Source organism: Rufibacter sp. DG15C, assembly GCF_001577755.1.
GTDB lineage: Bacteria > Bacteroidota > Bacteroidia > Cytophagales > Hymenobacteraceae > Nibribacter.
The window spans coordinates 1,521,033-1,545,683 of the sequence record NZ_CP010776.1; the positions used below are offsets into that span (position 1 = coordinate 1,521,033).

Sequence of the window (24,651 nt, forward strand, 5' to 3'; positions counted from 1 at the left end):
TGGAGGTTTCCCATAGGTGACCGTTCACCACCCAATTATTCCGTACCTTTGCCGGATTATTGAGGATTATGTGGACTAGACTCGCGATTTTTATAATTAAGCAGCGCTTACCCCTAATAGCGCTGTTAGCCGTCATGACCGCGTTTATGGCTTACAAGGCCAAGGACGTAGAAATGACCTATGACTTTGCCAAGGTGGTGTCACAAGATGACCCAGACATGGTGTACTTTAACCGGTTCCATGACCAATTCGGAGAAGACGGAAACGTGTTGGTGGCGGGCATGCAGGACAGCAGCGTCTATGAACTGGCCAACTTCAAGCACCTGAGCAACCTTTCCAAGAACCTGAATGATGTGGAAGGCGTGACGGCGGTCATCTCGCTGCCTAACTTAATCAACATCTCCAAAGACACGGTAGAGCGTAAGTTTACTACCAGCAAAATCTTTGAGCCGTTCCCGCAAGACCAGAAGCAACTGGATTCCTTGCTCAAAAAGGTACGGGAACTCCATTTCTACGACGGACAGATTATCAACCAGAAAACGGGCGCGACGCTCTTGGCCATCACGGTAGACCCGGCGTACCTTAATTCTTCTAGAAGAGCATCCGTGATGAACAACATCATGACGCTCACAGATGATTTCTCGGCCAAGACCAAAATCAAGCTGCACTTGGCGGGGCTTCCGTTTGTGCGGGCCATCATGACCACCAAGGTAGCGGATGAAATGAAACTGTTCCTGTTGCTGGCCTTGGTCGTGACGGGCGTGACGCTATATCTGTCGTTCCGGTCCCTTTCGGCGGTGGTGTTCCCGCTGTTGATTATCAGTCTGGCGGTGATTTGGGTGTTGGGGACTATTTCCTTGATGGGTTACAAAATCTCACTTTTGACGGGATTGATTCCAGCCATTATTGTGGTGATTGGGGTGCCTAACTCCACGTACCTGCTGGCCACGTATCATCAAGAGTTTAGAAAGCACGGGAATCAGGTGCTGGCCATGGCGCGGGTCATCAGCAAACTGGGCCTGGTGATTTTCATCAACAACGCTACCACGGCCATCGGGTTCATTGTGTTCATGTTCACAGACATTGCTATTCTCTATGAGTTTGGGGTAGTGGCCGGGGTGAACACCTTTGTGACCTTCTTGCTGTCTATCATTCTGGTGCCGGCGGTGTTCATTTATTTGAAACCTCCCACCGAGAAACAGCTCAAGCACCTGGACGCCCGCACCCTCACCAAACTGCTGGAGTTCATGGATTACTTGGTGTTGAAAAAGCGCGGGCTTATCTATGGTTTTACACTGGCCTTGGTAGTGCTTGGGAGTTGGGGTGTCTACAAAATGAAGGCCGTTTCCTACATGGTAGACGATTTGCCCGAGGAAAGCAGTGTGAACAAAGACCTTCAATTCTTTGAGCACCACTTCAACGGCGTCATGCCCCTGGAGATAGTTGTCAACACCGGTCAGAGGCAGGGCGTGCTCAAATTGCCCAACCTGCGCAAGATGGAGGAGCTGGAAAACTTCCTGCAGACTCAGCCCATTCTAACCACGCCAATTTCCATTGTGGGATTAGTGAAGACGGCTACACAATCCTTTTATAATGGGGACGAAAGTTCGTTTAGACTACCGGATAATACCGAGCGGAACTTCATCTTCAGTTACCTGGCCAAGCAACCCAAAGCCGAGACACAGAAACTGCTCCGAAACTTTGTGGACAGCACCGGGCAGGAGGCGCGCATCTCCTTAAAAGTAGCCGACGTGGGCTCGCAGGAGTTGGACTCGCTTATCATCAACAAAATCAAACCTGAGATTAGAAAGATTTGGGGCGGGGACGATGTGAAGATTACCGAGGAGGGCAACACCATGAACTTCACGCGGGCGGACAGTGACCGCAAGCAGTCAGTGAGTTTGACGGGGACCACGCTGTTGTTTATAAAAGGTAACCAGTATTTGATAGACAGCCTGGGCTCCAGCTTGTTGCAAGCGTTCGTGGCGGTGATTTTGATTGTAGTTTTCCTGTTCAGGACGTCAAAATCAGTGATTATTACCTTAATTCCCAACATGATTCCTCTGTTGATAGTGGGTGGGTTCATGGGCTTTTTCAACATAGCTCTCAAACCCAGCACGGCGCTTATCTTCACCATTGCCCTGGGGATAACCGTAGACAACACGGTGCACTTTCTGGCCTACTACCGGCATGAGCTGGTGGCCAACGGGTTCAATGTGATGAAGGCCATCAGTACCAGTATTGTGGAGGCGGGAACCAGTATGATTTACACCACGGTGACATTGTTCTTCGGGTTTGGTATCTTCGCCTTCTCAGAGTTTGGCGGCACCAAGGCCTTGGGCGTGTTGATGGCCTTGACCTTGCTCATTGCCCTGTTCACCAACCTGATTGTACTGCCCGCTTTGCTGGTGAGTTTTGACAAAGGAAAATATATCCATGAGTCAGATGCCCCAATTGAAGATTATGACGAGCTTTATACCCAAGACGCTGAAGAGCTGAACGAAGCCTTGTCTGAAGACATTAAGAAAACGACCAACCTAGATACGGAGAAGAAAGGTGAAGTATAACGAGTATAAACAACTGGACTATGCGAATCTTGCCGAAGAGGTGAGAGCCTACTGGAAGCAGAACCGCATATTTGAGAAATCAGTGGAAACCCGCGAGGGGCAGGAGACCTTTGTGTTTTATGAAGGACCGCCCTCTGCCAACGGCGCACCGGGTATTCACCACGTGATGGCCCGCGCCGTCAAAGACATTTTCTGCCGGTATAAAACCCTACAGGGCTTTCAGGTACAGCGCAAAGGCGGTTGGGACACCCACGGCCTGCCCATTGAGTTGCAGGTAGAGAAAGAACTGGGCATCACCAAAGAAGACATCGGTAAGACTATCTCGGTGGAAGAGTACAATGCCCGTTGCCGTGAGACCGTAATGCGGTTCAAGGACCAATGGGATGACCTCACCGAGCGCATGGGTTACTGGGTAGATTTGGATAACCCCTACATTACCTTTGACAACAAATACATTGAGTCTAACTGGGCCCTGCTCAAGAAACTCTATGACAAAGGCTACCTCTACAAAGGCTACACCATCCAGCCGTTCTCTCCAGCGGCCGGTACTGGTTTGTCTTCGCATGAGCTGAACCAGCCAGGCACGTACCGCAACGTGAAGGACACGTCCATAGTGGCGCAGTTCAAAATCCAGCAGAGCGAAAAGTCTGAGTTCCTGTTCCAGCACAGCCAAGACAACTACTTCCTGGCGTGGACAACTACGCCCTGGACGCTTCCAGCTAACACGGCTTTGGCGGTGGGTAAAAACATCAAGTACGTGCAGGTAAAGACCTTCAATCCGTACACGTTTGCGCCTATCACGGTCGTATTGGCCAAAGACCTGGTGGGTAAGTACTTCTCAGAGAAAGCCAAAGAAGCTTCTTTTGAGGACTTTAAACCTGGGGATAAAGTAATTCCTTTCCACATATTACAGGAGTTCACCGGCGAGCAAATCAAAGATGTGACCTATGAGCAGTTGATGCCCTACGTTCAGCCGGACAAGCCCGCGTTTAGGGTGGTCATTGGCGACTTTGTCACCACCGAGGATGGTACCGGTATTGTGCACATCTCACCCACGTTTGGCGCCGATGACTTTAGAGTAGCCGCCCAGAATGACATCCCGGCGCTGTTAGTAACTGATGAGAACGGCAAGCCTTCTCCAATAGTGAACCGCCAAGGGCGCTTTGTGCAGGAAATTACGGACTTTGCCGGAATGCCGGTTAAGAACTATGACAAGCTAGACGAGACTTCTAAAGACTATAAAAGCACAGACGTCCTAATCTCTATCAAACTTAAAGAAGAAGGCAAGGCGTTTAAAGTAGAAAAATACGAGCACAGCTATCCACACTGCTGGCGCACCGACATGCCTATCCTGTATTACCCGCTGGACAGCTGGTTTATCCAGACCACGGCGGTAAAGGCAAGATTGATAGAACTGAACAAGACCATCAACTGGAAACCAGAGTCTACCGGCGCCGGCCGTTTTGGCAATTGGCTGGAGAATCTGGTGGACTGGAACCTGTCGCGCTCCCGCTATTGGGGAACGCCGTTGCCTATCTGGCGCACTGAGGACGGCTCCGAGGAAATCTGCATTGGGTCAGTGGCGCAGTTGGACAAAGAGATTGAGCGCAGTATCCAGTTAGGTTTCATGCAGGAGAATCCTTTGCGCAAAGGCAAGCCGGCTCCCAAGCCCGTGCATACCGGCACCAAGGATGAGCACGAGGCGAACAACATGTTTGAGTTCGCCGGTGAGTTTGTCTTGAGCCCAACCGGAACCGAAGAGCCCCGCGAGGAATTCTTTTTGACGGACATTGACTATGATGGCTTTGACCTGCATAGACCCTATGTGGATAACATCATCTTGGCAACTGCCAAAGGCGAGCCGATGCAACGCGAGACCGACCTGATTGACGTTTGGTTTGACTCGGGCGCCATGCCTTACGCACAGTGGCATTATCCGTTTGACAACCATGATAAGTTCAAGGCCAACTTCCCGGCAGACTTCATCGCCGAAGGCGTAGACCAAACCCGTGGCTGGTTCTTTACCCTGCACGCCCTAGCGGTAATGCTGGAAGACAGTGTGGCGTTCAAAAATGTAATTGCCAACGGTCTGGTGCTGGACAAAAACGGCAATAAGATGAGCAAGCGCCTGGGCAACGCCATTGACCCGTTTGAGACCATCGGCCGTTTTGGTCCGGATGCCACCAGATGGTACATGATTGTGAATGCGCCACCTTGGGATAACCTCAAGTTCAACCTGGATGGAGTCACTGAAGTACAGCGCCGTTTCTTCGGGACTTTACAGAACACGTATTCGTTCTTCGCGCTGTATGCCAACTTGGATGGTTTCACGTTCCAAGAGGATGAAGTGCCAGTAAGCCAGCGCACCGAAAGTGACCGTTGGATTATCTCGCGCCTGAACACATTGATTAGGGAAGTGGAAGGCTACTTTGATGACTATGACCCTACCAAAGCGGCCAGGGCCATCCAGGATTTCGTGGCCGATGAGTTGAGCAACTGGTACGTGCGCCTAAACCGCAAACGCTTCTGGAAAGGTGAGCTGAACCAAGACAAGAAGGCAGCCTACCAAACGCTGTACACATGTTTGGAGACCGTGGCCAAGTTAGGAGCGCCTATCGCGCCATTCTACATGGACCGCCTGTTCCTGGACTTGAACCGCGTGAGTGGACGCAGCCTGTCAGAGTCTGTTCACTTGGAGCGTTTCCCGCTGGTAAATGAGAACCTGGTGGACACAGATTTGGAAGAGCGCATGCAGCTGGCGCAAAGCGTATCTTCACTGGTGCACTCGCTGCGCAAGAAGCAGATGATAAAAGTGCGTCAGCCCTTGAGCCGTATCTTGGTGCCTATCCTGGATGACAAGATGAAGAGCCAGCTACAGGCCGTGGAAGACCTGATTCTCTCTGAGGTGAACGTGAAAGGCTTAGAATACCTGGAAGACACGACCGGTATCTTGGTGAAGAAAATCAAGCCAAACTTCAAGCGTCTGGGCCAGGTGTTTGGGCCTAAGCTCAAGATAGTAGCCGCGCAGATTCAAGCCATGGGGCAAGAGGACATCGCCCGTATGGAACGCGAGGGTTTCTTTGAGATTGCCGTGGACGGTGACACCACCGTGCTGAGCCGCGAGGACGTGGAAATCATGTCGGAGGATATCCCGGGTTGGCTGGTTGCCTCAGAGGGCACCATCACCGTGGCCTTGGACATCACCCTCACCGAGGAGTTGCGTCTGGAAGGTATGGCCCGCGAGCTGGTGAACCGTCTGCAGAACCTGCGCAAGGATAGCGGTCTGGAAGTGCAAGACAAAATCAAGGTCTACATCCAGGACGGACAGGAAGAAGTGCGCGCCGCCTTGCAATTGTTTGGCAATTACATTGCCGAGGAAGTTCAAGCGGTAGACCTAGCCTTGGTACCTAGCTTTGCCGACGGAGATGCCACCGTCTTGGACATGGAAGGTTTTTCTTTGCCGGTTCGCATAGAAGTAGCCCGTTAAACTCCTACATTTGACTATACTTGCCCTTCGTTTTTGGCCTCATTTCTAGAATACAGGCCAAAAACGAAGGTTAACCTTCTCACATGAAGTACACAAAATACTACCTGCTCACCTTACTGGTGATCGCCATTGACCAGGCCGTGAAGATGCTGGTCCACTATAACATGCAGATGGGCCTGCCCGGCGAGATTCCGGTTTTTGGCGACTGGTTTAAGCTGCACTATACACTCAACCCGGGCATGGCTTTTGGGGTGGAGATTGGCTCTGACTACGGCAAACTGATTCTTACTCTGTTCAGAATGGTGGCCATGGTGGGCATTGGGTATTTGGTGTACTATCTGGTGAAGACCAGGGCGCACAAAGGCTTGGTCTGGTGCGTAGCGGCCATCTTGGGTGGTGCCATTGGCAACCTCATTGACAGTACCTTTTATGGTGTGTGGTTTGACAACGCCCCATATGGGGTGGTAACGCCTTGGTTGCACGGCCAGGTGATTGACATGTTCTACCTGGACATTTGGGAAGGTATCCTGCCGCACTGGATTCCCATCATTGGCGGAACGCCCATGTCATTGTGGCCAATCTTCAACGTGGCAGACGCCGCCATTTTTGTGGGCGTGTTGATCATCGTTTTCAACCAGAATAGATTCCTGAACCAAGAGCCTACCGTACAAGCCCAAGCGTAAGGGATTGCTTATAAACGAAGAAGCGTTTTTGGCCTACTTTCTGGAAAGTAGGCCAAAAACGCTTCTTCGTTTAAGATAAGTTGGTTTGGCTCTAGAACGAGTAGCCCATGTTTAATCCTACAGAGAAGATAGAGGTTCCTTTGTTGTAGATGTAGCCCGTGGCTCTCCACCCGAAGAACAGGCGGTTGTCACTGAAGAAGTCGTTCTCCAAGGCAATCTTCCCTCCGAAGTCTCTTTCCCGGCTGTGGATGAACTGCTCATCAGGAGTAGAACCCGGCGTTGTGTTTTCGCCTAGGGCCCCTTTGGCCAAATCTAGCTCAGAGCGTCTGCGTACGGCTGGCCCTGCGCCAATCTTAATGGTGAACTTCTCATTCTCCAACAGGTCAAAGTACATGGAGGCATCAAACATGACGAAGGCTTTTCTGGACGTAAAGATTTTCTTGCCTTGGTCATACCTGGACGAGCTTAAATACTCACCAGAGATGGCTAAGTTTAATCTGTCCGTCAGCTCGCGGCTGTACTGGTTAGAGAACAAGGCCCCACTGTTATCTCCCTCCACAATGTAAGCAAAACCTACACCCGTCCGGAAAGCGTTCTTGTATACATGTTGCGCCGAGGCAGAGAAGGAGAGGAACGTGCATAAAACGGCTACAATGGCTGTTTTTAGGCAAAGTGAGGTTAAGTAGTGAATGTGTTTCATATACAATTTGTGTGAGATATTTAATTTTAGGGGGGAGTCCTTGAACAGGGGTATTGTGGCATACTTAGGTTTGGCTATTTTAGTTGTATAGGAAACCCCTAATTTTTAAACATTACCTAGTCCTGTCCTTAGAACCAGCGGGTTATTCTATTTTCATACCTTTGATTTTCTACTTTTTGCCGAGCTATCTGTGTTACACGCGCCGCCGCTTCTTTCTGTCACAGGTTTAGAAATTGAGTTTTCTACAGCTGGCGCGCGCACCAAGGCCGTGGCAGGGATTGACTTCACGCTTCAGAAAGGCGAGGTCTTGGCTATAGTAGGAGAGACGGGCTCAGGCAAAACAGCCACCTCTCTGGCGCTGCTACAATTGCTGAACACACCGCCCGCGCACATCACTGGTGGGCAGGCCATTTTTCAATCTGAGCAATTAGGCGAAGTAGATTTACTGCAGTTGAAGGAGAAGGAACTCCAGAAGATACGGGGGCGGGAGATTTCCATGGTATTTCAAGAGCCCATGTCTTCTTTGAACCCCATCATGCGCTGTGGAAAGCAAGTGGCCGAGGCCCTCCTCATCCACTTTCCCATCTCCAAGAAAGAGGCCAAGCAACGTGCCATTGAGTTATTCGAGTTAGTACAACTACCTGATCCAGCCAAGAAATTCAACGCTTATCCACATGAGCTATCCGGTGGGCAGAAACAGCGGGTCATGATCGCCATGGCCTTAGCCTGTAATCCGTCCATCTTAATAGCAGACGAGCCTACCACCGCTTTAGACGTCACTGTGCAAGCCTCCATCTTGAATTTGCTCCGCGAAATCTGCCAGAAACGCCACATGTCCATGCTCTTTATCACGCATGATTTGGGCGTAGTGGCAGAGATAGCCGACCGAGTGTTGGTGATGTACCAAGGCAAAGTAGTAGAACAGGGCACTGTCTTAGACATACTTACCAATCCCCAGCATCCATACACCCAAGGATTATTGGCATGCCGACCTTCTTTGCATACTCACACTAAAGTGCTTCCTACGGTAGCTGATTTTATAGAAGGCAAAAAGGTGACATTGGAATCTCAGATAGAAGCAGAATCATCCACCGTATCTTTTCTATCTGACTCTGATATCACTCCGCTTATTCAAGTAGAGAACTTACAAGTGCATCTGCCGGTGAGGCGTTCTATTTTCTTACAATCCAAGGAAGTGGTTAAAGCAGTGGACGGCGTTTCTTTTGAGATTTACCCCGGTGAAACAGTAGCGCTGGTAGGAGAGTCTGGCTGTGGAAAAACTACCTTGGGACGAGCCTTGTTGCGCTTGGTGGAGCCTACCAATGGGAATGTTCTGCTGGATGGCATCGCGTGGAAAAACCTGTCCTCTAAAGAACTCAGGAAACGCCGGAAGGACTTCCAAATTATCTTCCAGGACCCGTTCTCGGCGCTCAATCCGCACATGACCATTGGTGATGCCATCATGGAACCAATGAAGGTGCACGGGGTGTTAAAGAACCGGCAAGAGCGGGAACAGCGCGTGTTAGAATTGTTGCAGACTGTGAATCTCTTGCCAGAACACCTCAACCGTTATCCACATCAATTCTCAGGCGGGCAACTCCAGCGTATCAACATAGCCCGCGCCGTAGCGCTCCAGCCCATGTGTATCATCTGTGATGAGGCAGTCTCTTCATTGGACGTCTCTGTGCAGGCACAAGTGCTCAATCTTCTCAACCGTCTTAAGCGCGAGTTCAACATCACGTACCTGTTCATCACCCATGATTTGGCCGTCGCCAGGTTCATGGCCGACCGCATCTTTGTGATGCACCAAGGACAGATAGTGGAACAAGGACCCGCCCAGCAGGTATTTGAAAAGCCACAGCACGCCTATACCCAGACCTTGCTTCAGTCTATCCCCAAAGGTGATGTTAATGATATTTTAACAGCCCAAGAGAAACGAAAAGCAGTAAAAGCAAGTATAGACGAATAGATATATTTGCGGAGCGCTCAAAGCTTCCGTTTTTAGCCTACTTTTAGCAAAACAGGCCAAAAACGATTATCCCAAGGTTCTCCATTGAATCAGCAATCAAACCATTCATTTGCTGGAGTTCCCATCGCTTGCAAGAAAAGCGATACCTCGGCAGGCCGTCTTAGAAAAAGTACGTCTGCCAGATACAATTTGTAATTAGTAATAATGGAAAGAAAAAGAAGAGACCGTAACGAAAAGGGGCCATCTGCCCCACGGTCCGAAAGAACAAGCAACAACAGAGGCTCGGCCTCCAAAGATAAAAGAGGCTCTAGAAAGAAAGACGGACCAAACGTGGGTCAGATTTCGGCGGGGGTGTTGATTAACATCTTCAGCCAGAGCCCAGAGAAAGTATTCACGTACCGCCAACTGCACCGTCGTCTGGGCATTAATGACCAGCGCGGACGCGAAGAGGTATTCACCCTGCTTAAAACCCTGCGGAAGACCGGCGAGATTGTGCATTTGCAGAACGATGCCTACGTCTTCAACCCAGACTTTAAAGGGGAGCGCACGCGCAGTCCCAAACGCGAGGATGCCGGTGACCGCGGTGATAGACGCACTACCTCCACCCGCTTTAGCGGACGCGGTAGTGAGACGCTTATTGGCAAGGTAGACCTAGCCAACGGACGCTTCGCCTACGTGATTTGTGAGGACTCTGAGCAGGACGTGCGCGTCCCTACAGAGAAACTCATGTTTGCCATGACCGGTGACACCGTGCGTGTGGCCGTGAGACGCGGTCGTAAGCCTAGTGACCGGCCCGAGGGCGAAGTAGTGGAAGTACTCAAGCGCGAGCGCGAAGAAGTAGTGGGCCGTCTGCAAATGGGCAAGGGCTTCGGCTTCTTGGTGCCTGACCAGAAACGCATGTACTTTGACGTGTTTGTGGGCGAACGCAACCTGGCAGACGCCAAGGACGGCGACAAGGTATTGGTGAAAGTGACCGAGTGGCCAGAAGACCCTAAGAAAAGCCCGACGGGTGAAATCATCAGGGTATTTGGCCCAGCTGGTGAGCACAACGCTGAGATTCACGCCATCATGGCGGAGTTTGGACTACCGTTTGAATTCCCCGAAAGCGTGGAAGCGGAGGCGGATGCCATTCCGGAGGGTATCACGAAGGAAGAAATTGCCAAGCGCCGTGACTTTAGGGACGTGACCACCTTCACCATTGACCCCGCAGACGCCAAGGACTTTGATGATGCCTTGAGCATGCGTCAACTGGAAAATGGTAACTGGGAGATTGGCGTGCACATTGCCGACGTAACACACTACGTTCAGCCCAACACCAAACTGGAGAAGGAAGCCTACCGAAGAGCCACGTCTGTGTATCTGGTAGACCGTACCATCCCTATGCTACCCGAGCGCTTGTCCAATGGCCTTTGTTCGCTTAGACCCAATGAAGACAAGCTTACCTTCTCTGTAGTGTTTGAGATTGATGAGAACGCCAAAATCCATGACTACTGGATTGGCCGTACCATCATCCACTCAGACAGACGCTTTGCCTATGAAGACGCCCAAGAGGTGATTGAAACCGGCGAAGGCGACTACAAAGACGAAATTCTGAAGCTGAATGAACTGGCCAAGAAATTCAAAGAGAAGCGCTTTAAGCACGGCGCCGTGAACTTTGAAACCATTGAGGTGAAATTCAAGCTGGATGAGAATGGCAAGCCATTGTCTCTCTACATCAAGGAGCGCAAGGATGCGCATAAACTCATTGAGGAATTCATGCTCTTGGCTAACAAATACGTGGCCGAGCATGTGTACCACATCAAGAAAGGCAAGAACAAACTGACCATGGTGTACCGTACGCACGGCGCCCCAGACCCAGAAAAGCTCTTGAACTTCTCTATGTTCGCGCGCAAGTTTGGCTATAACCTGGATTTAGGCGAAGGCCGTGACATTTCTAAGGAGTTGAACAGCCTGGCAGACCAAACTGAAGGCAAGCCTGAGCAGAACGTGCTCCAGAGCCTGGCCATCAGGACCATGGCCAAAGCCAAGTACTCTACAGAGCCAGAAGGGCACTTTGGACTGGCGTTTGCGCACTATTCGCACTTTACCTCGCCTATCAGAAGATACCCAGACATGATGGCGCACCGTCTTATTGACCGGTACACGCATGGTCAGGACAGTGCCGATGTGGAGGAGTTTGAGGAACGCTGTTTGCATTCCTCAGACATGGAGAAACGGGCTGCAGACGCAGAACGGGCCTCTATCAAGTTCAAGCAGGTGGAGTTTATCAACAACTTCATTGGCGAGCAGTTCAAAGGAATTGTCTCTGGCTTGACCGAGTGGGGCATGTATGTGGAGATAGAAGAGAACAAGTGCGAAGGCATGATTCGTCTGGCAGACCTGCAGGACGACTTCTACGAACTGGACTCGGCTAACTACCGCATCATTGGCCGCAGCAACAAGCGCATGATTTCCTTCGGGGATGAGGTAATTGTAGAGGTGAAGGCCGCCAACATTCTGGACCGTACCATTGACCTGGAGTTGATAGATACTGTCAAGAAATAAGTAACACTAAACACGTAAAGCGTTTTTGGCTTCTTTTCCAGGAAAGAGGCTAAAAACGCTTTTTTCTTGTTTGGCTAAACAAAACAGCCCGTTTCCTTATTTTACTGTAGCTTTGAATCTAAAGCAGAGGCAGCACTTCTTTTAGCTACCTTCTTGACAACACATTAAAGAATACCGCTGTGGATATCTCCCAATTCTCCGAGAGAATCAACCAAACCCTTTCCACGCTCCAGTATGGTGAAAACCCTAGAGAGCTGTATGAGCCCATCCAGTATATCATGGCTTTGGGTGGCAAACGCATCCGTCCGTTGCTTACTTTGCTTGGCGCATATCTGTTTGAGGATGACGTAGAAAAAGCGGTAATGCCCGCCATTGGGGTTGAGGTTTTCCACAATTTTACGCTCATGCATGATGACATCATGGACCAAGCCCCCATTCGTAGAGGACAGGCCACGGTGCATGAGAAATGGAACACCAACGTGGCTATTCTCTCTGGAGATGTAATGCTGGTGCGGGCCTATGAGTACTTCTTAGGTATTGAGCCTGCCAAACTACCTACCGCTTTGCAATTGTTCAGTACCTGTGCCGCCCAAGTCTGCGAAGGTCAGCAACTGGACATGCTTTTTGAGACCCGCCAAGACGTGACTATTGCCGAGTACTTGGAGATGATTAAACTGAAGACGGCCGTCTTGCTAGGCTTTAGTTTAGAACTGGGCGCGCTCTTAAACAACGCCCATGCTGAAGATGCCAAGCATTTAAAGGAATTTGGCATTAACATGGGTTTAGCGTTCCAGCTACGGGATGATTTACTGGACGTGTACGGGGAGCAGGCCAAATTTGGCAAGCGCGTAGGCGGGGACATTGTCTCAGATAAGAAAACCTACCTGCTATTAACGGCCTTAGAACGCGCCTCTGCCACAGAACAGAAAGAATTGTTGAGCTGGCAGGGCAAAACGGATGTGGATAAAGTAGAAGCCGTGAAAGCCATCTATGACCGTCTCAACATCCAGGACATTACCCAAACCCAGGTCAACCATTACTTCCAGAAGGCCTTGCACCATCTGCAGGAAGTGAATGCCATGAACCACAAGAAGGATTTACTCAGAACGCTAGCCATTCAATTGATTGAGCGGGATAGCTAAGTTAGTTAGTCACTTGCCTTACACTTCTGCTAATACTCAACACCTATAATCGTTACCATGCCTTTTCCCATTAGCATCACCATCATACTTATCCTTATCACTGTGGGTGTTTCTATTTACGCTTGGCGCAACCAGAACCTCATGGAAAACTGGGTCCATCATCCGCAGAGTGTGGCCCAGCACAATGAGTGGTGGCGCTTATTGACCTCTGGGTTTCTGCATGCAGACTTCGGGCATTTGTTCTTTAACATGTTCTCGTTTTACATGTTTGGAGGAGTGGTAGAACAATACTTTATGGCCATTTTTGGATCTACCTTGGGCATTGTCCTGTACTTAACGTTGTATTTAGGGGCCATTGTGTTGTCAGATTTGCCTACTTATTTTAAGCACAAGAACGACCGAAACTACTATTCGTTGGGAGCCTCGGGTGGGGTAGCGGCAATCATCTTCTCAAGCATCTACTTCAATCCAACTTCTGAGATGATCATCTTCCCAATTCCGCTGCCTATCAAGGGCTACATTTTTGGGGCGCTGTATCTCATCTATTCCTATTACCAAGCCAGACGCGCCGGTGATGGCATCAACCACAGTGCTCACTTTTACGGGGCGCTCTTTGGGGTGGTGTTCACAGTAGGAATGGTGCCAGAATATTTTCCTAGATTCTTAGAACTAATCATAGGATAAATATTGTATTTTTCCTGTAAAAAGCTGGTCATCTTATTTCTTGTATTCTGCGTATATAGTACATATACAGATAGAACGGAGGTAACTAAGATGAAACGTAAATTGCTTATTTTAAAGATAGCGTTTCTTGCGTGCATTGGATTTGCGCTGCCTAGTGCTAGCCAAGCACAAGTAGTAGCCTCTGCTGCTAGTACTGCTAAGACTCCATTGCCTACCCTAGCGGAAGGCATTGTGAGTAGCAACCAGACCGTTTTATTGGATTTAGTGACCAAAGCTGGGTTAATGCCCATTCTCTCTAATGCGGGTGCTTATACCTTTTTCGCTCCCTCAGAAGAGGGTTTAGAGCAATTGAAGACCAAAACCCCAGATGAACTCAAGACCATCCTCTCTCAGCATATTGTCTTAGGGATGATTACTACCAAAGACATGCATGACGGGGCAAGGCTTAAAACCTTGGGTGGTGGTTCTTTGAGAATCCTGAAGAAGAAAAGTGATATTTTGATTGACGGCGTACGCATTACCAGCGCAGACCAACCGTTCTCTAATGGTGTCTGGCACCAGATAAAAGGCGCATTGAGCGCACCCGTTTCTACTACCTTCTAACCAATCCATCCTATTGTTACTACTTGCAAGAGCGGCCAATCCCCCAGGGCCGCTCTTGCTGTTTTTAGGCTATTTCTGGTAAAACAGGTTAAAAACGATCTAATCTCAATAGTTGCATCAAATGTTCTAGTTCTTAAATAAATAATATTAAATCTAGTCCTTTGTAGCCATCAATGAAGGTAGAAAAACGTCTGTGACTGACTCTCAAGAAGGCCTTTGAAAAAAATGTGAGGCTCCAAGCAACCCTTTGCCTGCGGGCTACATCTTTGGAGTGTACTTTAACCCAAAGACCATGAAAAGACATTCTTTACTCACCGCACTTTTGCTAGTAGCCTTGGCCACCACATTGGCTTCCTTTGATTTCTCTTCTACTGTTCTTGAGCAGGAGGATAGAAACGTAGGCGCGTTCACCAAGATAAGCCTGGGCTATCCTGCCAATGTAGAACTACGCAGAGGCAACAGCCACAGCGTTAAAGTAGAAGGCGACAAAGACCAACTAAACATGTTGATAACTGAGGTGAAGGATGGCAAACTGTACATTAAACGCAAAGACACGGGCTCATGGATTAGCTGGGGCTCAGATGACAAGCGTGTAGACATCTACATTACTACGCCTACCCTAGAGGCGGTTTCTGTCAGTGGTTCTGGGAAATTAGTCTCAACGGATACCTTCAAAGGTGCTTCCATGGATTTAGCCGTGAGCGGATCTGGCAGCATCAAGCTGCAGGCAGATGTGGAAAACCTTACCAGCCGTATCTCGGGCTCTGGCTCCATTTACTTGAAAGGCGAAAGCAACAGCGCCTCCACCTCCATCAGTGGGTCTGGTTCTTTGAAGGGCTTTGATTTTGAGACCAAAGAAGCTACGGTGAAAATCTCTGGCTCTGGCTCTTGCGAGATCAAAGCCAAAGACAGCCTAAAATCTACTATCAGCGGAAGCGGCCGGGTGTCCTATGAAGGTTCTCCTAGCGTAGACAGCCGTGTGAGTGGGTCTGGTTCTGTTAAGCGCCGCAGCTAATATTTTGTTTTTGGCCTGTTTTCTGGAGATTAACCCGAAAACGCCTCGGCCTTGCGCCCGTTTACTCAGGACTAGAATCTGATAGGCGGGCGTTTCTATTTCCTTATAGTCTACGTTATCCACACCTAAACAAAGTTATTAGGAACGGGAAAGCCCTTCGTTTTTAGCCTGTTTTGATGGAAACAGGCTAAAAACGAAGGGCTTTCTCTTTTGTTATTCTATTGTAGGTTCCTGCCTCTGTACAACAAGAAGCCTACGTGACCAAACACAGACCAGCGGTGGGCGTCATTGTCATAGTGGATAAAGTGCAGGGCGGCAGGGCCAATGGGCAATTGCATTATGATACCCGTGCTAGCCGTCAAGTAAGGTCTGCTGAAGCTATTCTTCCGGAGGGCCATCTGTTCTGGGCCTTCCTGCAAAGGTTGATGGATGACGTGGGTAAAGGCCTCGGTGCGCCATTCAAACTTGGTCAGGAAATTTCTAGAGAACCTAAGGCCCACCGCCCCATAGCGCGTAGCCCGGTAGTTGTCTAAAAACAGCGTACGAGAATCTGGCAACGGCAAGAACGTAGGCGCACTGGTCAAAGAAGACCTAAAGTTAGAGAACCGGCCCTGCGTGCTCACCATTCCTTCGGCAAAGTACCCCCAGCTGCTTTTGCGGTTCTCAGATTCATAATAGCCCTCATAGGTGGCAGAGAATTGTAGCCATTTGTGGTCTTCCTCGCGACCTTCCAGCATAAGGGAGGTAGAACCCGGTCTGTACAACTCTGTGGCTTGCACGGCCCTTAAGCCCAGTACCGCGCGGTGGCCCTTGGTGGAATACATTTTTCTGTTTAAGGAATTGCGCTCAAACCTAAAGGCTGTGGTGAGTCCGCTTAAATCGGTTTCGTCTAGTTTGTCATCAGAAGAAACGTCCTCAATGTTGGCGTATTCATCCTCATTGGAGAACCAGGCGCCGTCAACCACAAACCTGCCTCTAAAATTATGACTGAGTCCGGCTTGCAAGCCCACCTTGAAATCGCGCTGCCTTACCTGGGTGCTGGCGGCTTCCCGGTCAAAGATGGAACTGGTGTTTTGGTAATTTAAACTGCTATACAGCACAGATGGCTCTATGTAGAAAGGCAGCTTAGACGGTACGTTGACCCTAAATCCAAACTGGCCAGCCGTGTAAAACCGACCAACGTTGGCGTTCATGCCCACGGTGTACAAGAGCTTGGTCAAGTGGCGGTACTCAATGCCCATGTACAAGTTATCCACAGGCCTGGTGCTGAAAACCGCGCCTACCTCGGCGGTGGCGTTGTTGCTCTGCTGCGCGTCTACACTCAAAACATAGCCTTTGGTGGCCGGGTCAAACTGAATGCGCGGGTAGATGCCTCTAAAGAAATCATTGGCCGCCAAGCGGTAATAGCCTTCCTCAATCTCATCTATGGTGTAGTGGTCACCCTTCTTCCGGAAGAACTTGCGCACATACTCATTCTGATTTTCCTTAAGGCCAGATACGCGCACGCGGTCAAAGCGGGTAGGAGGCGCATTCTTCTGGAAGGCGGCTCTTCGCTTGACCAGATCCACGGTGTCTACTCTGCGGTTGATGCGCTGTTTTACTAGATCTAGTTTGGCCTCGGTGGCTTGCGTACCCAGGTCAATGAGTTCTTTCACCTTGGCGAAGTCTGTGGTGCCGTATCCTTCCAAATCTGGCTGAATGAGAATCCCATTTTTACCTACTGCTAAAGTATCTGCCACGTCAAAACTCAGGAAGACCAAGGACGTGCCCAGGATTTCGTCATCCTTCTCATGCGGATACTTTTTGAAAGAGACATCTCCCACGTTCACCCCAATAATGACATCTGGCTTAAACTCTGAGCGCATCACGTCTGTAGGAAAATTGTTGAACAATCCGCCGTCAAACAGATACCGCCCGTCTGACTGCCTGATGGGTCTGAACGCCAGGGGCACTGCCATGGAGTTACGCACAGCATCTGCCAAAGAGCCTTTGCGCTGAACAATCTGCTGGCGGGTAAAAATCTCAGCGGTCAAAGCCCTGAACGGTACAAAAAGCTGGTCAAAGTCATAGTTGGCAATGGCCCCGCCCGCGGCCAGCGTAGAAGCCAAGGCGTAGTTCAGGTTCACGTCACTGATAAGGCCGCCGGTGGTCTGTACTTTCAAGCTGGATTTGAGGGTAAGCGGCAACCTAAGCGCCGCCGGTGACGGGTCTAAGCTGAAGTAGTTGAAGGCGCGGTCCTCCAGTTGCTTGCCAGACACCCAGTATTGGAACTTAGGCGACAGCACCAGGTCTTCAATGTCTTGCGGCGAGTACCCCGCGGCATATAGAGAGCCCACTACGGCACCCATGCTGGTACCCACAATGTAATCAATGGGAATCTGGTTTTTCTCCAGCACCTTAAGGACGCCCACGTGGGCCAGACCTTTGGCGCCGCCCCCGCTTAAGACCAACCCCACTTTTTGGGCAGAACTGTTTTGTAGTCCCACCCCCAACAGGAGAAGCAACAGGCAAGAGAAGAAGTAAGAACGATGCATAAATATGTTTCTATAGCGTAGGAGAGTGATGATGGCTTTGGAACGAGTGCGTTTAGGCTTTACAGCCCGTTCAATACCAAAACAAAAGGAACGGGCAGATGTTGGCGCGAACTTATATATTCATAAACCGCAATATTCTAGGAAAGGTTACAGCGGTCAGCACTCAACTTTGTCTATACGGCAACTCCCATAAAACAAACAGCCCGGCAGCATAAACTACCGGGCTGTTTTTAGCCTGTTTTCCAGAAATCAGCCAGAAAATGATTCTTACTACCTCAGAGGCTTGGGCATGACGGGCAGGCTTTCGTGGCCTTCGGCGTCAACGGCCTGCACGGCAAAGAAGTAGTTGTCCTTGGAGTAGGGCAGAAGGGTGGTGGTGGCGTTGCCCTCTACGTAGATTTTCTTTTCCCACATGGCAGAAGAGGTTTCGCGCATGAGAATGTAATAGCCGGCCGGGCGCTCGCCTTTGGCCGGGGCTTCCCATTTTAGCTCAGTCTTGTTGGTGAGGTTGCTGGTGACCACGCCCACGTTCTCTGGGGAGTAAGGCGCCAAGGCCAGGTTAGACAAGGTAGCCAGGTTCATGGCGGTGTTCTTTCTAATATACTCAAAGTCTACATGCTCCGGGAAGTCGCCGTAGGCAATGCCTTTCTCAGTGCGCACGTTCTGGTGCTGGTACTGGTAGTTTTCGTTCATCTCACAGACGCGTATGGCCGTGAAGCCCAACTGGCTGAAGGGGGTATGGTCGCCGCCGCGCAGGAAACGGTCGGTGCGGTAGTTCAGGACCACGTCTAATTGCGGTACGTAGCGGCTGGCCATCTCCTTCATGTAGCGGGCCAGTTGGCGGCTTCGGCTGTCATTTTCGCCGCCGGTGCTTTTGCGCATGGCCGTCATTTCTGGGGTTTCCAAGGCGGGTACGCCTTCAGAGAAGATGCGCACGCGGGTATTATCCGCTAGGCCAGTCTCATCTGAAAGGGAGTTACCAATCATGTCATTGTTGAGCATGGCTACCAGGTTCCAGTTTTCTTTCTTAGCGCGTTCGGCAAGGTGACGGGCGCCAATCAGGCCTTGTTCTTCGCCCTGCACGCAGACAAAAATAATGGTAGCCGGAAACGACTGCTTGGCCATGACACGGGCCAGTTCAATCACCGCGGCCGTTCCAGAGCCGTCATCATTGGCGCCCGGCGCTTTGCCTACCGCATCCATCACGTCTGTGTTTCTAGAGTCAATGTGCCCGCTCACAATGAACACGCGGTCATCGTTGGGGTCGGTGCCTTTGAGGGTGGCCATGACGTTGGCAAACTCCACATCCTCTTTCACCCGGCGACCATCGGCCTTTACCAGGTACTTGTCCTGGATCACGGTCATACGACCCCCCGACAGAGCGGCGGCTTTTTGCATCTCGGCCTCGGCCCAATTGCGGGCGGCGCCTATGCCTTTCTTCTTGTCTTTGACAGAGCTGAGTGAGTGCCGGGTCTCAAAACTTACCAGGCCGCGCACCAGGCGCTCCAGTTCTTGGGCAGAGACCTCTTCGGTCATTTTCTTGATAACCGGGTCTGTTCTTACAATGGATTGTGCCTGCGAGAAAGGAGCGCTAAAAAGTACGCCCACGGTGCAAAGGCCCGCCAAGGCAATAGTAGAAAATGTACGCATGGTTGTTTGAGTGGTGTGGGTTTGGGTCTTAGAGCAAATAAAGCACCGCAGGTTTAAAGCAATAACCAGCTGTGTCTTATTTGTTCTTATTCAGTTGGGTAATTTCTGCATTAATCCCCAGAAACTCAATCTTGACAAAATGCCACACTTCTCATCCCAAGCCGTTTTTAACCTCTTTTCCAGAATACAGCCCAAAAACGAATGACAAGCGCAGAGAAAAGTCTTGTGTCTTACGTCTTGAATCTTGCATCTCTAAACTGTTCTCCGTGGAACATTTTGAGGGCAAGCAACGCGTCTGCGTATTAGTACGTTCTAGTTTTGTCACCAACCCAAGAAAACTATGAGCGCCAATGTAGCCCCCGGAAAAGAATTCTTAGACAGTGTCCATTACTACTATGACAATGCGGCCAAGCACTCCAACCTCAATCCCGGCATTCTGGCGCAGATAAGGACGTGCAACAGCGTGTACAAAGTGAATTTTCCGGTGGAGATTAACGGCGAGGTACAGGTGTTTGAGGGAATCCGCGCCCAGCACAGTCACCACAAGCTGCCCACCAAAGGCGGTATCAGGTACAGCATGCACGTAGACGAGGACGAAGTAGTAGCTCTGGCCACACTCATGACTTTTAAATGCGCCGTGGTAGACGTGCCCTTTGGCGGAGCCAAGGGCGGCGTGAAAATCAACCCCAGAACCTCCTCTGTGGAATTACTGGAGAAGGTGACCAGACGCTTTGCCAGTGAGCTCATCAAAAAGAACCTGATTGGCCCCGCCATGGACGTACCCGCGCCAGACTACGGCACCGGGGCCCGCGAAATGGCCTGGATAGCAGATACCTACCATACCTTCAAATACGGCGAGACCAACGCGCTAGGCTGCGTCACCGGTAAACCGGTAGGCCAAGGCGGAATCAGGGGCCGGACCGAGGCGACGGGTTTGGGCGTGTTCTTCGGGCTGCGCGAGGCTTTGTCAGATTCAGAGATTTTGAAGCCGCTGGGCCTTTCACAGGGCATTGAAGGCAAGCGCATCATTGTGCAGGGACTAGGGAACGTAGGCTACCACGCGGCTATTTACTGCCAAAAGGCGGGTGCCGTCATCACGGGCATTGCCGAGCGTGAGGGCGGTATCTTCAACCCGAACGGCATTGACGTGGACGAGGTCATGCAGTACCGTCAGCAGCACGGCTCCCTGAAAGGCTTCCATAACTGTACTTTCTTGGAAAGCTCCGCTGAACTGCTGGAACATGAATGTGATGTCCTTTTACCGGCTGCGCTGGAGAACGTGATTCACCAGGACAATGCCGCGCGCATCAAAGCCAAAATCATTGCGGAAGGTGCCAACGGTCCCGTGACCCAGGAAGCCGAGCGCATTCTCTTGTCACGGGGCGTGATCATCATCCCAGACTTATACCTGAACGCCGGCGGGGTGACGGTGTCTTACTTTGAGTGGCTCAAAAACCTATCCAATGTACGCTTTGGCCGCATGGGCAAGCGTGCCGAGGAAGCCAGCCTGAAACGCCTGGTAGACACCATTGAGAAGAACACCGGCAAAAGCCTCTCGCCAGAAGAAAAGGAGCTCATCATCCACGGCGCAGATGAGCGGGACCTGGTCTACTCTGGCCTAGAAGACACCATGATTACTGCTTACCATGAAATACGTGAAGTGACCCGCCAGAAATCCACCATCACGGATCTGCGTACCGCCGGCTTCTACAGCGCCATTGAGAAGATTGGCGTGAGTTACCAGTCACTGGGTATTTTCCCTTGATGCACAGACATCGTTTTTAGCCTGTTTCCGTCAAAACAGACCAAAAATGGTAAGGCCTCAGCAGCTCAAATCTGCTGGGGCTTTTTTTGTGGCTGCTGGTTTCTAAGAATGAAAATATGCCACCATTCCGGCCATCATAAAAGATCTTGTGGGCAAGTTGTGATAACGGTTACCAAAGAAGTCATCTTACTTGCTCATAAAGTCTTTTCAGGATGATAAACTAAGAAAGGTAATGCCGAGAAGCACAATGGGAACAGTACTCGTTTTTGGGCTGTTTCTCAGAAAGCAGGCTAAAAACGGTAAGGGCAGGAGGACATGGCTGTCAACAATTGAACATCAGCCATCAACAATTTTACGGCATATCAGCTAGAAACTGTAATTTACCTGTGGCTTAGGCTACCAATAGGGGTAAACTTTTAGACTACGGTGGAAAATCCGGCGCTTAGAAAAGAATTCGTCAAGCTCATTGCACAAGACCAGGCCTTGATTCACAAGGTCTGCAGCATGTACTGTCGTGACCCCGAGGAACGGAAAGACCTGTTCCAGGAGATAGTGTTGCAACTCTGGAGGTCCTATCCTACGTTTAAGCACGAATCTAAAGTGAGCACCTGGATGTACCGGGTGGCCCTGAACACGGCCGTCTCTAGCTTTAGGAAGGAATCTAGAAGGCCGCACCAAAGCTCGCTTTCTGACCTGGACCTGCAGATACCGTCTGCTCCAGACACTTCCGCTGAATACGAACTGAAAATCAAGTACCTCTACTCCGCCATTGACCAGTTGTCTCAAGTGGAAAAAGCCATTGTGATGCTCTATTTAGAAGACAAGTCCTATGATGAGATTGCCGAGATCATTGGCATCACCAAATCCAACGTAGGCGTGAAACTGAATCGCATCAAAGCCAAGCTAGAGAAACTGCTTACCCCTGTGTACGATGAAATTAGATAGCCTCAAAGACGCCTGGCAGGTATATGCTGCCCAGACCGCGGCGGTTCACCAGGTCACCGAAGACCAGATTAGTAGTCTGTTGAAAACCCGTACCCAGAATGCGGTCACCAAGCTCAAGAAGAACATTTACTTTGAGCTGGGCATGCTGCTGTTCACCGTTCTATTGTTTGGGGTGGGCGTGGTCTATGTTACCAATGACTTGGTGTTCAAGCTTCTGTGTATGGTGATAGTGGTCATCTGCCTGCCGTTCCTGGGCTACTTCTGGGGACGCCTGCAGTACCTGCGCCGCCTAAACGTGACCACAGAGAACCTGCGCGGCACGCTCCAAAACCTCACCGAGATGCTTACCGGCCTCACCAAGCTGTATTTCTGGAGCAACGTGCTGTTCGCGCCCATTGGGTTGGCGGCGGGCCAACTGGTCTACTTGAAACTAGGCGAGGGCATCAACCTCTCCCATTTGCCCTGGGAACAGCTGTCCCTGCGGCTTATCATTGGGTTTGTGATTGGCGGAGTGGTGGGCTATAGCTTCCTGCGCTGGTACATACGCCAGATGTATGGCAACCATTTGAATAACCTGAGAGGCGCCCTTAGTGAACTAGAAACCTTGGAAGTAGCGGCATAGAAAGACGCAAGGTTCTTCTACTCTCATACATAGCGCTTTTTCTATCTATTGGTAAAGAATTCAGGCTGAGCTTGTAATATTTTGGTAAGTTAAAGGACTAATAGCCTAAACACACAAACTACCAAACAACAACCTGCTTATGCTTTCACTTCTTCTTTCACACCAATGGAAAGAGACCACCCGGTCCTCTGTCTGGCAGAAAAACCTGACCGTGAACCTGGTGCTGGGCTTCTTCATGCTCCTCATGCTTTTGTATGTGGTGCTGCTGGGCTTCTTTCTGGACAACATCCTCAACTACATGTTTCCGGGAAAAGAGACGTTGGCCATGGTCAACGGCGGCCTGCTCTACTACTTTTTAATTGACCTGGCCATGCGCTTCTTCTTGCAGGAGCTTCCGGTGCTGGGCATTCAGCCCTACCTGCACCTGCCGGTGGGCAAGTCCAAGCTGGTTAATTTTGTGCTCTGGAAGTCCATTACCAGCCTTTTCAACTTCCTGCCACTGTTCCTGTTCATTCCCTTCGCGGTAAAAACCTTGCCGGCGGTGTATGGCATGGCCGGTACCTGGATGTGGGTTCTGGGTCTGTTCCTGCTCACGCTGGTGAACAACTTCATTACCCTGTATGTAAAGCGCCAGCTGGTAGAGAAGCCTATGGTGACGTTTGGGTTCTTGCTGGCCGTGATTGGCTTGGCCCTGGCAGACTACCTCAACTTTATCTCTTTAAGCGACAGCTCTAGAAGCTTCTTCAACGGCCTGGGCACGCAACCAGTTTGGGTATTGGTACCTTTGGTGTTGCTAGTGGCGGTATACATGCTTAACTACAGTTTCCTGATCTCCCATACCTACCCAGAAGAGATACGGGTGAACAAAGCGTCAAAAGTTGGAGATAGCTCTGAGATTGGGTTTTTGCAACGTTTCGGCGAGATGGGTACTTTGATTGGCTTGGAGTTGCGCTTAATCCAGCGGCACAAGCGCCCACGGTCTGTGGTGATTATGTCTGTCTTCTTCCTGGCCTATGGCTTTGTGTTTTACATGAACAAAATGTACACAGACGGCTTTACCATGCTCATCTTCCCGGGCATCTTCATGACCGGCTTCTTAATGATGAGCTACGGTCAGTTTGTGCCGGGCTGGCAAAGTGCCCATTTTGATGCGCTCTTGACCAAACGCTTGAGTCCCTATAAGTTCTATCTGGCCAAGTTCTGGCTGTTTGTGCCGGCCTGCGTGATAGCCTATTTAGTCACCTTGCTGTATGGCCTTTTGCCTGAGGCAGGGGGTAAAATCATGCTCATCAATACGGCTTGCTTCCTCTACAACATAGGCATTAACACCTTTGTGGTGCTGTTCATGAGCACGTTCAACAAGAAACGCATTGACTTGAGCAAGAGCGCTTCTTTTAACTGGCAAGGGGTGGGTGCCTCACAGTTTATCTTAATGCTGCCCATCCTTCTTGGGCCTATCTTAATTTTCTTACCGTTCAGTTTGCTGGGCCAACCTTACTGGGGAATAGCTACGCTCTCAATCCTGGGCATCTTGGGCTTTATCTTCCATAAGCAGTTGATAGGAGTGGTAGTGAAACGTTTCACTGGCCAGAAATACGAGATTGCCGCTGGTTTTAGGCAGACAGCCTAGCTGTGGATAAACTCAGGTTTTTTAGAAGCCTGTAAAAGTATAACAAGTTATAAATAAGTCATTTACTGCATAGGTGCTCAAGTAAAACGCTTTACGCCTGTGATTTAAAAT

16 protein-coding genes are annotated in these 24,651 nt (G+C 50.2%); 13 read left to right on the forward strand and 3 right to left on the reverse strand.

Going from position 1 to position 24,651, the window contains the following annotated elements; all coding sequences use genetic code 11:
• Positions 1–134 precede the first annotated feature (134 nt).
• From TH61_RS06430 to TH61_RS06440, 3 genes are all read left to right on the forward strand, one after another.
• The gene (locus TH61_RS06430) at positions 135–2,567 is read left to right on the forward strand and encodes an RND family transporter (RefSeq protein WP_231862310.1); all 2,433 of its coding nucleotides are present in this window, start codon (positions 135–137) and stop codon (positions 2,565–2,567) included.
• The gene (ileS, locus tag TH61_RS06435) at positions 2,557–6,054 is read left to right on the forward strand and encodes an isoleucine--tRNA ligase (RefSeq protein WP_066507429.1); all 3,498 of its coding nucleotides are present in this window, start codon (positions 2,557–2,559) and stop codon (positions 6,052–6,054) included. Before TH61_RS06430 ends, ileS begins: the two co-directional genes overlap by 11 nt.
• 83 nt (positions 6,055–6,137) lie before the next feature.
• Positions 6,138–6,737 (forward strand): lipoprotein signal peptidase, encoded by a 600-nt coding sequence (locus TH61_RS06440; protein WP_066507432.1) that lies wholly within the window; start codon positions 6,138–6,140, stop codon positions 6,735–6,737.
• Between the two features lie 91 nt (positions 6,738–6,828).
• Here TH61_RS06440 and TH61_RS06445 read toward each other — a convergent pair whose 3' ends face one another.
• Positions 6,829–7,437: a hypothetical protein gene (locus tag TH61_RS06445; RefSeq protein WP_066507434.1), complete on the reverse strand. Its 609-nt coding sequence runs from the start codon at positions 7,435–7,437 to the stop codon at positions 6,829–6,831.
• A 190-nt stretch (positions 7,438–7,627) separates the two neighbouring features.
• Between TH61_RS06445 and TH61_RS06450 the strand changes: the two genes are divergently transcribed.
• From TH61_RS06450 to TH61_RS06475, 6 genes are all read left to right on the forward strand, one after another.
• The gene (locus TH61_RS06450; RefSeq protein WP_066507435.1) at positions 7,628–9,406 is read left to right on the forward strand and encodes an ABC transporter ATP-binding protein; all 1,779 of its coding nucleotides are present in this window, start codon (positions 7,628–7,630) and stop codon (positions 9,404–9,406) included.
• 204 nt (positions 9,407–9,610) lie between these two features.
• On the forward strand, positions 9,611–11,950 hold the full coding sequence (rnr, locus tag TH61_RS06455; protein ID WP_066507437.1) for a ribonuclease R: 2,340 nt from the start codon (positions 9,611–9,613) through the stop codon (positions 11,948–11,950).
• Positions 11,951–12,129: 179 nt separating this feature from the next.
• Positions 12,130–13,092: a polyprenyl synthetase family protein gene (locus TH61_RS06460; RefSeq protein ID WP_066507445.1), complete on the forward strand. Its 963-nt coding sequence runs from the start codon at positions 12,130–12,132 to the stop codon at positions 13,090–13,092.
• 57 nt (positions 13,093–13,149) lie between these two features.
• Complete coding sequence (locus tag TH61_RS06465; RefSeq protein WP_231862311.1) at positions 13,150–13,776, forward strand: rhomboid family intramembrane serine protease; 627 nt, start codon at positions 13,150–13,152, stop codon at positions 13,774–13,776.
• A gap of 90 nt (positions 13,777–13,866) precedes the next feature.
• On the forward strand, positions 13,867–14,379 hold the full coding sequence (locus TH61_RS06470) for a fasciclin domain-containing protein (RefSeq protein ID WP_066507448.1): 513 nt from the start codon (positions 13,867–13,869) through the stop codon (positions 14,377–14,379).
• A 292-nt stretch (positions 14,380–14,671) separates the two neighbouring features.
• Complete coding sequence (locus tag TH61_RS06475) at positions 14,672–15,394, forward strand: head GIN domain-containing protein (protein ID WP_157600610.1); 723 nt, start codon at positions 14,672–14,674, stop codon at positions 15,392–15,394.
• Between the two features lie 218 nt (positions 15,395–15,612).
• Here TH61_RS06475 and TH61_RS06480 read toward each other — a convergent pair whose 3' ends face one another.
• Positions 15,613–17,928 carry a patatin-like phospholipase family protein gene (locus TH61_RS06480; protein WP_066507463.1) on the reverse strand — a complete coding sequence of 772 codons (2,316 nt, stop codon included), beginning with the start codon at positions 17,926–17,928 and terminating at the stop codon, positions 15,613–15,615.
• Between the two features lie 270 nt (positions 17,929–18,198).
• Positions 18,199–19,578 carry a M20/M25/M40 family metallo-hydrolase gene (locus TH61_RS06485; protein WP_066507465.1) on the reverse strand — a complete coding sequence of 460 codons (1,380 nt, stop codon included), beginning with the start codon at positions 19,576–19,578 and terminating at the stop codon, positions 18,199–18,201.
• 340 nt (positions 19,579–19,918) lie between these two features.
• Between TH61_RS06485 and TH61_RS06490 the strand changes: the two genes are divergently transcribed.
• From TH61_RS06490 to TH61_RS06505, 4 genes are all read left to right on the forward strand, one after another.
• Positions 19,919–21,343 carry a Glu/Leu/Phe/Val dehydrogenase gene (locus TH61_RS06490; protein WP_066507468.1) on the forward strand — a complete coding sequence of 475 codons (1,425 nt, stop codon included), beginning with the start codon at positions 19,919–19,921 and terminating at the stop codon, positions 21,341–21,343.
• Between the two features lie 504 nt (positions 21,344–21,847).
• Entirely contained in the window at positions 21,848–22,288 is a 441-nt protein-coding gene (locus TH61_RS06495) for an RNA polymerase sigma factor (RefSeq protein ID WP_231862312.1), read from the forward strand.
• The gene (locus TH61_RS06500; protein WP_066507472.1) at positions 22,275–22,910 is read left to right on the forward strand and encodes a hypothetical protein; all 636 of its coding nucleotides are present in this window, start codon (positions 22,275–22,277) and stop codon (positions 22,908–22,910) included. The genes TH61_RS06495 and TH61_RS06500 overlap by 14 nt, the downstream gene beginning before the upstream one ends.
• A gap of 139 nt (positions 22,911–23,049) precedes the next feature.
• A complete protein-coding gene (locus TH61_RS06505) occupies positions 23,050–24,540 on the forward strand; it encodes a DUF5687 family protein (RefSeq protein ID WP_066507473.1) in 1,491 nt (496 codons plus the stop codon).
• Positions 24,541–24,651 lie beyond the last annotated feature (111 nt).